Source organism: Shewanella sp. GutDb-MelDb (assembly GCF_002836075.1).
GTDB lineage: Bacteria > Pseudomonadota > Gammaproteobacteria > Enterobacterales > Shewanellaceae > Shewanella.
On record NZ_PJBM01000180.1, the window covers coordinates 1 to 12,122 of the forward strand.

Consider the following 12,122-nt stretch of genomic DNA (forward strand, 5'->3'; position numbering starts at 1 on the left):
AAAAATTACAATGTTGGGTAGCGAGCAATTTTGTCTCTGACTAAGTCTCTGGGAAGATTGTTTTTTAGCTTATTACCGAGGTGTTTAACGACACCTAAAGAACAACCTGCATAACTGACAATAGTTTCGCCTTGAGGCTTAATTTTTTCAATCAATGCGATATCACGTCCCATCAAAAACGTTTGCGCCTCTTCATCAGTTAACGCAACGCTTGTTGGTGTCGTTAATGCCGAAATCGCTTCGTGCTTCACTTTAAAGCCTTTCTTTAAGGTATCAGCCAGCTTGATCCCTATACGTTGAAAACGCATTTTTCCGATAAGAGCCTGAAAGGGCTTAGGGAAAAGCCATAATTCGGCATCGCGAACATAGATATCCGCTTCATTGGCCACAATGATATTAAAGGAAGTCTCAAGATAGTCGGCTAGTGCTTCGACCTGTTTTGCTGAGGCCTTCTCAAATGGGAAGTTTTTTTGCTTTCGGGGTTCAGGTAATAGCCTTTCTACACTGGATACCTTTTTTATTTTAGCGACAAAAAAACCTTCACTATCATATATTTGTGGCCATACATGCAAAAAGCCTTCTTCAGTACAAGCTCTCTCTGCACCAGGGAATAGTGATGATAAATTAACAAACTCAACAGCATCAGAATAACGCTCCTTTAAATAAGCGCAAACATCTTGATTCTCTTTTCGACTTAAAGCACAGGTCGAGTAAACTAATTCACCCCCTGGTTTTAGTGATTGAAAAGCTGAGTCTATTAATTCCTTTTGCGTGTTTACGATGCCTTTAACATCATTGTTATCCCAGTTTTTTAAGGCATCGGGATCCTTTCTAATGGTGCCTTCACCACTGCATGGTGCATCGAGTAATATGGAATCAAACGTTTCAAACAAGTACTCGCCAAACACACGGGCGTCAAAATGAGTTAGCGCGCAATTAGAAACACCCATTCGCGCTATATTGGCATGTAAGACTTTAACTCGACTAGCGGAGTACTCATTAGCAACAAGTAATCCCTTGTTGTTCATCAGAGCTGCTATTTGTGTTGTTTTTGACCCAGGGGCTGATGCCATGTCGAGCACATATTGTTTGGTACAGTTTTGCCCTTCGGTAATGAGTGCCGTTGGGGGCAACATTGAACTGGCTTCTTGAATATAAAACAGCCCTTGTAAATGCTCAATGGTATTGCCGAGTTGTATGCCAACGCTCAGTTCAATCCAATAGCCGTGTTCACACCAAGGTATTGGGGTGAAATTCCAGCCTTTAGGCGTCATCAATGCGATGAAATTTTCTGCTGATATTTTTAGCGTATTAATACGTATAGAGGGCCGCAGTGGCTTGTTGCTGAAACGGATAAAGTCTTCCATGGTAAGGTGAGATGGAAGATCTTGTTCAATGCTACTGATAAAATTCTGATTTAAATGAGCCATATGCCGAAGATAATGCGATAAAGTATTCAGATTATAACCCTAAACAGCGATATAGTGGGAGCACATGTAGAGAACTGCGTCGCGTTGTACTAGATAAGGAAAGGAACTTCAGTGCTAAATAAGATTTGGTTTGGCTTTTTTGCTATAGCGTTAGCCGCAATATTTATCCAGCTATTGAACGGTAATGTCGTTGTACTGAGTCATAGTATTGAAGCCATTTTTTCGAGTGCAAGGCTGGCAGCTGAAATAGCATTAGGATTGATAGGTGTGCTTTGTCTGTGGATGGGACTGATGCGTGTTGGTGAAAAAGCGGGGGTTGTAGCATTTTTCTCTCGTGCTTTCGAGCCGCTATTATCGAGGTTGATGCCTGAGGTGCCACGTGGACACCCCGCTTATGGCAGTATCACCATGAACCTTACGGCAAACATGCTTGGTCTAGACAATGCAGCAACCCCGTTAGGGTTAAAAGCGATGCAGGACTTACAGACATTAAACCCGGTAAAGCATACCGCGACCAATGCTCAAATATTATTCTTGGTGCTCAACACTTCTTCTATAACGCTGGTGCCCGTCACGGTATTTCTATATCGGGCGCAGCAAGGTGCGGTCGCACCTGCAGATATATTTCTGCCCATCTTGTTAGCGACGACTGCATCGACGTTAGCCGGGGTCTTGGCTGTGGCAATTGTGCAGCGTCTATCAATTATTAATACTGTTGTTATTGCTTATGCAGCAGGTATTTTAGCGACGTTAACGGCGCTGATGTTTTATTTGTCGACCCTAACAGTAACAGCGATAGGGGAGGTGAGCACCGCAATGGGCAATGGTATTTTGCTGTTACTCATTTTCAGCTTTGTGTTGATTGCAGGACTTAGAAAAGTGGCGGTTTATGATGAGTTCATTGAAGGCGCTAAAGAGGGGTTTTCTCAGTCAATAAAGCTTATTCCCTACCTGCTTGCAATGTTACTTGCTATTGCTTTGTTACGCGCCTCTGGTGCGTTAGATTACGCTTTAGAACTGTTAGCTGGACTCGTCGCATTTGCAGGCGGGGATACACGTTTTGTTGATGCAATGCCAACCGCAATCATGAAACCGTTTAGTGGTTCAGGGGCGAGGGCGATGATGCTAGAGACAATGCAGCATTATGGGGTCGATTCTTTTGCTGGGCGGTTGGCAGCTATTTTACAGGGCAGTACTGAAACCACTTTTTATGTACTGGCTGTGTATTTTGGCGCGGTAGGCATTCGCAATGGAAGGCATGCTTTAGCGTGTGGTTTGTTTGCTGATCTCGCCGGTATTTCGGCAGCTATTATTGTTTGTTACCAGTTTTATGGTTAATGATCTCTAAGCGACTTGGGTACATAACGATAGTTATTACATCAAAAGACGCTACCGAAGAGCAGCGTCTTTTTAAAGAGATTCAATGTCTCAGGCTCTATTGAGCCGTTTGTTTAGGCGCCCATTCAAGCCAAAGTGGATCTACTGTTGAGCTAAGAGAAAAGCGGTAGTCGGTATTAATCATGTTATCCGAGTTGGTAATCTCTTTGGTCGCTAAGCCTATGCCACCGGCAAGAATAGTTTCTAGAGACCCCGTTTCAATTTTGGCTCCAGAGAAAAGACCTACATCAACTTTTACCCCGGAAAGATCCCAAAATACACTGGTGTTATTAATAAGGTGTCGATACTGGTTATCTACGTGTACTGTCATTTCAACGCTGGTGCCATCTGCTATCAATCTGTATTCATCAACTTGACCGACTTTAATACCACGGAAGAATATGGCGGTGCCTTTATTGATCGAACCCAAATTATCATTGCTGATGACGAAGGTGAGCGCGTTATTAATATTATGAAACGGCTTTTCAATTAAACCGATAAACTCTGATGATGTTTGAGCACTCACGCCTGGGAACACTGAAATATAGGGCCCTGTTAGGATGGTTTCTGGCGCTTCAATTCCTGCTAGAGACACTCTGACATCGACAATCGAGAAACTAGCATCTTGTTGATTAAAGCTGGCGGCATAATCACCATAAAGGTAAGCCTCTACGTTTAATTCAGATAGATCTTTACTCAGTACCACAGAGTGAACCTCACCCACCTTGTGGCCTAAATAACGGATGGGTGCTTTTTTCTCCAATTTAACCGTGGCAGGGAAGGTTAATGAGATTGTTGTTGACTGACTCAAGGCGAGAAATTTTGAATCGTATAGGTGTTTGCCATTGTCTAGCACTGGACTATCGAGTAACCCCAATGTGATCCCACCCTTAATGGCAGCTTGAAGTGGTGCGACTTCAACTTCGATACCGTTTAGACTGGCGTTTATTGATAATGCGCTATTACGCCAAAATACCGTTTTGTCGTTGAGTAAACTGGCAAATGATTTTTGGATACTGATATCGATGATGAAATTATTCTCTTTACGCTGCCATTCGACTTGTTCTACTTGACCAATCTGCATTTTTTTATAATAAATTGGCGAACCTTTAATCACGTCCGCTCCGTCTTTACTGGTGAGCTGCTTATTGATTCGCTGCTTATTCTTAAAGAAGCTTTTAGCGTCGCTGCTGTTGGCAAACACATTTAATGATGCACCCTTAGCGATCTGCTGATTATTACTACTTCTGACTAAGCTTAATGCTCCAAGGCTAAAAGTATTTAAATCACGTGTTTTAACGGCAACGCCTCCAAGGTCAGCCTCAATAGATAATGCCGACTCGGCGATAAAGTAACTGTCTTTAGTGACAAGCGAACTAAAATCAGCGTCGACTTCAATGTTATATTCCACTTCTGTTAACGCAGCATTGAGTTGGCTAGACAACACAGTGCCTATTTTTATCTGTTTAAATCGCAGTTCAGCACCCGCGGAAATACCCGGGTTTGTATCGGAATGTAACGTTAAAGCCAGTTTTTGCGTATTTAAAGGCTGCGGTTGGTCAGTTAACAGTGGGTATTGCTGCAGTGGCTCTCCAGTACCTGGAGTAAAGTTAATCACGCTGCCGGTCAATAATCTTTCAGGGTGCTTTATACCATTGAGAGAGATATCTGCGCCTTCTAGCCAGAATGACGAACTGCCAGCGAGTAGCTCACTATATTGGCTGTCAATTTTAACAAGTAAACTGACTCCGTCATCCGTCAATATTTTATCAGTGACATGGCCAATTTTAATGCCTCTGAATATAATTGCCGTGTGCTTTGATACGGATTCAGATCCCGTCGCCGTAAGCATCAACTCTACACCACCGAATGCTTGCTCTTCACTGTCGTATAAAGAAAATTCATGTTGGTTCTGAGCAGCGTCAGAATGATCACTAGAGCTAAAACTAATACCACCGGCTAGGATGGAGGCGAGGCTTTCACTGCGAACTTCTATCCCTGAAAGTGATGCATCAATACTGATCCCTGATACATTCCAAAATTGTGAATCAACTTTGACTAAACTGGCATATTGTTGCTGAATAAACGCCGTTACAATGATTTTTTGGCTATTGTCTAAGCGGTATCCAACGACTTGTCCCACGGGAATTTGACGATAAAAGAGCGGTGAGCCAACGTCTAAAGACCCTAGCTTATCCGAGGTTATGTTGACAATAAGGCCTTCATTACCAGGGGTAATAACGGGGGCGGTAATTTCAGCTTCAAAAAATGAACGTGATTCACCTTCACCGGGCAAAATGCTGATGTAGTTACCTGAAAATAGAGTGTCTAGTCCTTCGATGCCTGTGATTGAAGCTTTCGGCGTTACCAACCAAAATTTAGTCCCTTTATTGATAAAAGGCGAAGAGCGATAGTCCATTAATACATCGACATTCACACCTTGTAGTTGATCATCAATACTGATATCGGCCACTTTTCCTACTGTTAAACCTTGGTATTTAACCAGTGTTTTACCAATATCCATTCCGGTAGCGTTTGGGAAATGAATTCTCACTTCTACACCTGATTCTCGGATGCTTTTTACGCCAAGCCAAGCGCCTAACGCGAGCGCAATAATGGGCAATAACCAAATAGGCGAGAACAGTTTTTTCTTTACGACTTTAGGTGTTTGTACTTGAGTCATTTTTTGTTTCCAGTCGGTCCCAGAGTAAACGCGTATCAATTACTTTTGCTGCCAGTTGCGTCAGTAAAATGACCAAGGCAAATGCAGTAGCAGCCGGTGCGGGTTTCGCATCTAGTAATTGCCCCATATTAACTACGGCAACGGTTAACGAAATAACGAAAAGATCCAGCATAGACCAACGGCCTATCCATTCAATAATATGAAAACCTATCATCAAATTCTTTTTTGAAATAGGTAATTTAAAACTGATCGCGGTTAAGTATATGGTAAGGCCAATTATTTTTAATAATGGCACCAAAATACTCGCCGTGAATAATATGATTGCTATAGGGATCATATCTGTTTTTACAAGGTGTGCGATACCCGAAAAAATAGTGTCTTGAGTGACTTGCCCCTGATTTGTAAGCGTCGTTATCGGGTATAGATTCGCGGGTATGAGTAAAATCGCGGCTGTGATTAACAAAGCCCAGCTTTTTTGTAAACTCCCATAATCTCTAATAACGAGTTTGGTATCACAGCGACTGCAACAAGCTGATTCAGCACAGGTAACCTTATTGCATGTTGGGCAACATGTTAGGCCTATTTGCTTACCTAATGTGGATTCGTTTGGGTTACTTTTCAAGAAAACTCCACATATGCTCCAAATCGTACTCTCTTAAAAGGAATAAATTCATAATAAACAGCATTGTAAAGCAGAAGGTGCCGAAACCAAATGAAACTGTAGCAAAGTCGGCAAGGTTGAAAGCGGCCACTAAAAAGCTAATGACATAAATTTCGAGCATTGTGAGTTGTGTCAGCAATCCCTGTAGTTTTAATGCCTGCTTTAATATTGACCTTAATAGACGATGCTGCAATCCATGTTTTATGATAACGATTTGTATCAAGATAGACATAAGTAGAATGCCTGGTGCAATTACTGCGGCAGTCATTACTGCAATGGCAACAATCCAGTAGCCTTGTTGGTATACTGCTAAAGCGCCTTCTAATACCGTTGTGGTACGCATGCTACCAAGAAATTCTAACTCTAGCACTGGGTAGGTATTGGCAGGGAAGAAAAATATTATTGCGGTAATACACAGTGCTAGCATGCCATTTAATGAGCAATATGGTGTGTCATAGAGCTGGGTGTGGCAGCGTGGACAAAGGGCTCTGACGCCTGTAGGCAATGCACGCTTTCTGATGACGAGGTCACAAGACCGACATAAAGTAACACTATTATCTAGCGCGTCCGATGTCATAAGAATTAAAACCTCTATAAAACGTACAAAGTTAAAGAAAAAGCTTTATCGTGATATTGAACTCAATTTATGCGTAGGCAATTGATTAATACAGAGTCCTTATATTGATAAGCCTACCAGATTTTCAAGAAAACTTGCATAAGAACTTCAATGTGTGAGACTCTTTACTGTATATAAAAACAGTGTGAGGTTAATTATGGCCGTTATAACAAAATTTGTCGTAGTTAGAGAAGGGGTTGAAAAGATGACTTTTACATCGAAGAAGGAGGCTGATGCCTACGACAAGATGCTTGATGTCGCTGACAACTTGATCCCTTTTCTAAGTAAATCTGAACTAGGACTCGAAGATAATGATATTGAAAAAATTGGTTTTTATTTGGCGCAACATAAAGATGAGCTGCAATCTTTGCTGAAAGGTAGTGCACCGGAAAAAAGTACACCCGCTAAAAAAGTATCTAAAAAGACTGATTCAAACTAAAAAAGTCGAAAATAGTCTGTTTGAAATTGATTGTTTGTTGGTAAAATGCGACGAATTTATTTGTTTTAATTGATGGAACTGTTAAAGGATATTTATGACTGCGTCGTTTTATGACACATTAAACCGTCAGGTTACCGCTTTACTGACGGGTGAAGATGATCAAATTGCCGCTTTAGCCAATTTTTCAGCGTTGTTAAATGACAACTTAGCTGACCTTAATTGGGTTGGTTTTTATCTATTAAAGAATGATCTGTTAGTACTTGGACCTTTTCAAGGGAAAGTTGCTTGCTCCCGTATTCCGGTAGGTAAAGGTGTTTGTGGCACAGCAGTGGAAAAAAATCAAACACAAAGAATTGCCGACGTACATCAATTTTCGGGACACATTGCGTGTGATTCTGCCAGTGTTTCAGAATTAGTTGTGCCCTTTAGGCGAGATGGTATTGTTATCGGAGTACTCGATATCGATAGCCCTTCGTTATCAAGATTTGATGAAATTGACCAGCGTGGTGTGGAAACGATGGTTAAAAGTCTCGAAAACTGCCTATTTGGTTAATCTACGACCAATTATTGCTAATTGGTGGTCGCAATCATTTCGTGCGTCTCTATAATGAGCGGTTTGAGCAATGAAATTTCAAATCGTGATTATTCGCTAAAGCGAATCAATAGCGTTTATGATAGGTTGTTGCTAAGGTAGGTTTGATTTTGGCACTAAAAATATAAATTAATCATTATTAATTTGTGCTTTAGGTCATAATCAGACAAATATAAACGACACGTAAATCAATGAGAGAGATAAACTCTTTTGGTGGTGTCCCTTTTTTAAACTGTGGAAGTAAAGATGGAATCAACAGAAAAGTTGACCGATACCAACGCTATTCTTGCGTACTTATATGAAACATTTCCTTTATGCTTTATTGCTGAAGGTGAAACGAAACCATTAAAAATCGGGTTGTTTCAAGATTTAGCGGAAAGGTTAGCTGATGATTCTAAAGTCAGTAAGACTCAACTAAGAATCGCTTTAAGAAGATACACAAGTAGCTGGCGTTACCTTAAGTGTGTGAAAGCCGGTGCACACCGTATCGATTTAGATGGTAATTCTTGTGGTGAGCTAGAACAAGAGCACGTTGACCATGCTCAAGCTACACTTAAAGAAAGTCAGGAAAAAGCGAAAGCAAAAAGAATAGCGAAGGCAGGTAAAACTCCAGCGCCTTCAGCTACTGCTAACAAGCCAGCTAAAAAACCGGTTGCGAGAAGACCGAAAGCGGCTACTAACGCAAAACCTGCAAAAGAGAAAGTCGCGGTAGCAATTTTAACGCCTGCAGTATTGGCTGAGTTGAAGAAAAATCAACGTGTAAATGTCAAACTAGGTAAGGCGCCAGTAGCTGGTGTTATTTTGGATATCAAAAAAGAAGATGTTCAAGTTCAGCTAGATTCAGGTTTAACGATTAAAGTTAAAGCGGAATACATACTACTGTAATGGTTTAAAAGCATGTAAAGGAGTAACTTGTTGATGCGGAAAATGTCTCTGGCTGTATCTATCGCCAGTATTTTTGTAGGATTCTCGGCGTGGGCTGTTAGCCCTACTATTCAATTCAGCGAGTTACCTGCTTTAAAGCAGGAACCCCAACATAAGGTGGCGAGTAAACGCGTCACTGGTTTGTTTACCCGATCACATTACCATCGTTTTGAAATGGACGATGCGTTCTCAAAGCAAGTTTTCGAGCGTTATCTTAAGCAATTAGATTATCGTAAGAATGTGTTATTGCAATCCGATGTTGATAGCTTTATGGCTTATTCAACTCAATTTGACGAAATGTTAAAAAGTGGCAATCTCCAGCAAGCATATTCAATGTTTGAAGTCATTCAAAAGCGTCGCTATGAACGGTTTACCTATGCACTTTCTCTGCTAGATAAAGAGATGAAGTTTGATGTCGTCGGCGATGCTTACGAATTCGATCGTAAAGATGCTGCTTGGCCTAAAAATGAAGCTGAGTTAAATGAACTCTGGCGTCAGCGAGTCAAATACGATGCGCTTAATCTTTCACTCACAGGCAAAAAGTGGGATGAAATAGTTACTGTTTTATCGAAGCGATATAACAATTCAATTAAGCGTCTGAGTCAAACCCACAGTGAAGATGTTTTCCAAGGGGTGATGAACGCATTTGCAAGAACGGTAGAACCCCACACTAGCTACTTATCTCCTCGAAATGCTGAACGTTTCCAAATGGAAATGAATTTGAGCCTAGAGGGTATTGGTGCGGTGCTTCAAGTCGATGACGATTACACGATTATTAAGAGCTTAGTAGCAGGTGGTCCAGCGGCGACAAGTGAGAAGTTATCACCAGAAGATAAGATCGTTGGTGTTGGCCAAGAAGGTGAAGACGTTGTTGACGTTATCGGTTGGCGTTTAGACGATGTAGTCGAGTTAATTAAAGGACCAAAAGGCAGTAAGGTTGTTTTAGAGATCTTGCCAAATAAAGGCGGATCGAGTGCCAAGCCTTTTGAACTAACAATTGTTAGAGATAAAATACGACTAGAAGACCGTGCAGCAACATCAAAGGTTGTTGAACCTACAGAAGGTCCTTACGCTAATCGTAAAGTGGGCGTAATCCATATCCCTGGTTTTTATATGAACCTTTCAAAGGATGTTTCTAAAGAGCTTGCTGAGCTGAAAGAGGCAAAAGTTGAAGGGATTATTATTGACCTGCGCGGGAATGGTGGCGGTGCGTTAACAGAAGCAACTTTGCTTACCGGTCTGTTCATTGAACAAGGTCCTGTTGTACAAATACGTGACGCTAATGGTCGAGTTTCGCAAAATAGAGACAATGACGGAAGAGTGACTTATGACGGTCCTTTAACCGTGATGGTAGACCGTTACAGTGCATCAGCCTCAGAAATTTTTGCTGCAGCGCTGCAAGATTATGACCGCGCGTTGATTGTAGGTGAATCTACCTTTGGTAAAGGTACTGTGCAACAGCATAAAGGACTTGGCCGTATATACGATATGTATGAGAAGCCTATTGGCCATGTACAGTACACTATCGCAAAGTTTTACCGGATCAATGGCGGTAGCACTCAACTTAAAGGGGTAACCCCTGATATTCCGTTCCCAAGTGCATTAGCGCCTGGTGAATATGGCGAGGCTGAAGAAGAAAATGCACTGCCGTGGGATAAGGTACCTGTTGCTCAATACGGTACGTTAAATGAAATATACCCAGAGTTAATTCAGAATCTTGATGGTAAACATCAGCAAAGAATTAAGACTGACGTTGAATTCAGTTATATCTTCCAAGATATAGCGGAGTTTAAAGAGAGTCATAACGACAAGACCGTTTCATTGGTCGAAAGTGAACGACTCGCTGAACGTGATGAAAATGATAAGAAGCAACTTGATCGTGTCAATGAACGTAGAGTTCGAGAAGGTCTAGAGATTGTTAAATCGTTAGACGATATTGAAGATGACACTGAAAAAACAGATGCATTTCTTGATGAAACTGCTTACATTACACTCGATTTAGTCGACGTAGAGAAAGTAGCGAAGAATCAAAAATAGTGATTCATCCTGAATTAGAAAACGCGCTTTTAGCGCGTTTTTTTTAACCTAAAATTAGAATATGTAGGCCTACAATGACACAACCACAAGCTAAGTATCTCAAAGATTACCAAGCACCGCGTTTTCAAATATCTCATCTTGATTTAGATATCTCTTTAGCGGGTATACAAACAGTAATAGTAGCTACAAGCAAAGTGACCAAAGTCGGTACTCATAGCGAGCCTTTAATCCTTGATGGTGAAGATATTCAACTTAAATCAGTCAAAATTAATGGTGTTGAAGCTGAATTTAGCGAGCAGGTTAGCCAGCTGACTATAGAGACGGATCTTCAAAGCTTTGATTTAGAAATTATTTCTATACTGGACCCTGAAGCAAATACCAGTCTTGAAGGCCTTTACATGTCTGACGGCGCATACTGTACTCAGTGCGAAGCAGAGGGCTTCCGACGTATTACTTACTTCCTAGACCGACCCGATGTGCTGGCCATTTATACCGTTCGTATTCAAGCCAATAAGGCATTATTTCCATTCTTACTCAGTAACGGTAATCTTGTTGCTAGTGGTGATCTAGAAGACGGTCTACATTATGTGAAATGGCATGATCCCTTTCCAAAACCAGCTTACTTATTTGCGTTAGTTGCAGGCGATTTCGATCTTTTAGAAGATGAGTACATCACTCGTAGTGATAGACCCGTCAAGTTACAGGTGTTTGTTGATAAGGGGAATTTACATAAAGCGCATCACGCGATAGCGTCACTTAAGAAGTCGATGCAGTGGGATGAAACCCGCTTTAATTTAGAATATGACCTCGATATTTACATGATTGTAGCCGTTGATTTTTTCAATATGGGCGCCATGGAAAATAAAGGGCTCAATGTCTTTAATACTAAGTATGTACTAGCAGATAAAGCCTCAGCGACAGATGATGATTATCATGGTATTGAGTCCGTTGTTGGTCATGAGTATTTTCATAACTGGACAGGAAATCGAGTCACTTGTCGAGATTGGTTTCAGTTAAGCTTGAAAGAAGGTTTAACCGTTTTTCGAGATCAGGAGTTTAGCTCTGACATAGGTTCTCGTGCAGTTAACCGTATTCATGCTATCAAGGTAATGAAAAACCAACAGTTTGCTGAAGATTCAGGCCCAATGGCACACCCGATCCGTCCTGAATCAGTGATCGAAATGAATAACTTTTATACGGTCACTGTTTATAACAAGGGCGCTGAAGTGATTCGTATGATCCACACCTTGTTAGGTGAAGGAAAATTCCAGGCGGGTATGGCGTTGTATTTTAAAAGACACGATGGGCAGGCCGTTACTTGTGATGATTTTGTCGCTGCAATGGAAGATGCTAGTAAGGTCGA

General features: G+C 41.3%; 10 protein-coding genes. 6 read left to right on the forward strand and 4 right to left on the reverse strand.

Features of this window, described 5'->3' with window-relative positions:
- Nucleotides 1-5: 5 nt before the first annotated feature.
- Nucleotides 6-1,430 carry a 16S rRNA (cytosine(1407)-C(5))-methyltransferase RsmF gene (gene rsmF / locus CXF82_RS09015; RefSeq protein ID WP_102040057.1) on the reverse strand — a complete coding sequence of 475 codons (1,425 nt, stop codon included), beginning with the start codon at nucleotides 1,428-1,430 and terminating at the stop codon, nucleotides 6-8.
- Nucleotides 1,431-1,541: 111 nt separating this feature from the next.
- Here rsmF and CXF82_RS09020 point away from each other — a divergent pair, with 111 nt between their 5' ends.
- Nucleotides 1,542-2,768 (forward strand): nucleoside recognition domain-containing protein, encoded by a 1,227-nt coding sequence (locus tag CXF82_RS09020; protein ID WP_102044051.1) that lies wholly within the window; start codon nucleotides 1,542-1,544, stop codon nucleotides 2,766-2,768.
- A 97-nt stretch (nucleotides 2,769-2,865) separates the two neighbouring features.
- Here CXF82_RS09020 and CXF82_RS09025 read toward each other — a convergent pair whose 3' ends face one another.
- Genes CXF82_RS09025 through CXF82_RS09035 form a run of 3 tightly spaced genes read right to left on the reverse strand, consistent with a single transcriptional unit; the run spans nucleotide 2,866 to nucleotide 6,728 of the window.
- Complete coding sequence (locus CXF82_RS09025; protein ID WP_102044052.1) at nucleotides 2,866-5,490, reverse strand: MlaD family protein; 2,625 nt, start codon at nucleotides 5,488-5,490, stop codon at nucleotides 2,866-2,868.
- Nucleotides 5,468-6,112, reverse strand: a complete 645-nt coding sequence (locus CXF82_RS09030) for a paraquat-inducible protein A (RefSeq protein ID WP_101091039.1) — start codon at nucleotides 6,110-6,112, stop codon at nucleotides 5,468-5,470. The genes CXF82_RS09025 and CXF82_RS09030 overlap by 23 nt, the downstream gene beginning before the upstream one ends.
- Nucleotides 6,102-6,728 (reverse strand): paraquat-inducible protein A, encoded by a 627-nt coding sequence (locus CXF82_RS09035; RefSeq protein WP_101091038.1) that lies wholly within the window; start codon nucleotides 6,726-6,728, stop codon nucleotides 6,102-6,104. Before CXF82_RS09035 ends, CXF82_RS09030 begins: the two co-directional genes overlap by 11 nt.
- 196 nt (nucleotides 6,729-6,924) lie before the next feature.
- Here CXF82_RS09035 and CXF82_RS09040 point away from each other — a divergent pair, with 196 nt between their 5' ends.
- The 5 genes from CXF82_RS09040 to pepN form a co-directional block, all read left to right on the forward strand.
- Entirely contained in the window at nucleotides 6,925-7,206 is a 282-nt protein-coding gene (locus CXF82_RS09040; RefSeq protein ID WP_102040060.1) for a YebG family protein, read from the forward strand.
- A gap of 94 nt (nucleotides 7,207-7,300) precedes the next feature.
- Complete coding sequence (locus CXF82_RS09045) at nucleotides 7,301-7,759, forward strand: GAF domain-containing protein (RefSeq protein ID WP_101091036.1); 459 nt, start codon at nucleotides 7,301-7,303, stop codon at nucleotides 7,757-7,759.
- 285 nt (nucleotides 7,760-8,044) lie between these two features.
- Complete coding sequence (gene proQ, locus CXF82_RS09050; protein ID WP_101091035.1) at nucleotides 8,045-8,683, forward strand: RNA chaperone ProQ; 639 nt, start codon at nucleotides 8,045-8,047, stop codon at nucleotides 8,681-8,683.
- Nucleotides 8,684-8,716: 33 nt separating this feature from the next.
- Nucleotides 8,717-10,759, forward strand: coding sequence for a carboxy terminal-processing peptidase (gene prc / locus CXF82_RS09055; protein WP_101091034.1), 2,043 nt, complete (start codon nucleotides 8,717-8,719; stop codon nucleotides 10,757-10,759).
- Between the two features lie 74 nt (nucleotides 10,760-10,833).
- Nucleotides 10,834-12,122, forward strand: a 1,289-nt coding sequence (gene pepN / locus CXF82_RS09060) for an aminopeptidase N (RefSeq protein ID WP_102044053.1), incomplete at its 3' end; no start/stop codon positions are given.

Excerpts from the sequence above, each read along its gene's own strand:
- CXF82_RS09045 (WP_101091036.1), top strand. The coding sequence starts at position 7,301 with ATGACTGCGTCGTTTTATGACACATTAAACCGTCAGGTTACCGCTTTA.
- CXF82_RS09035 (WP_101091038.1), bottom strand. The coding sequence starts at position 6,728 with ATGACATCGGACGCGCTAGATAATAGTGTTACTTTATGTCGGTCTTGT.
- rsmF (WP_102040057.1), bottom strand. The coding sequence starts at position 1,430 with ATGGCTCATTTAAATCAGAATTTTATCAGTAGCATTGAACAAGATCTT.
- CXF82_RS09040 (WP_102040060.1), top strand. The coding sequence starts at position 6,925 with ATGGCCGTTATAACAAAATTTGTCGTAGTTAGAGAAGGGGTTGAAAAG.
- prc (WP_101091034.1), top strand. The coding sequence starts at position 8,717 with ATGCGGAAAATGTCTCTGGCTGTATCTATCGCCAGTATTTTTGTAGGA.
- proQ (WP_101091035.1), top strand. The coding sequence starts at position 8,045 with ATGGAATCAACAGAAAAGTTGACCGATACCAACGCTATTCTTGCGTAC.
- CXF82_RS09025 (WP_102044052.1), bottom strand. The coding sequence starts at position 5,490 with ATGACTCAAGTACAAACACCTAAAGTCGTAAAGAAAAAACTGTTCTCG.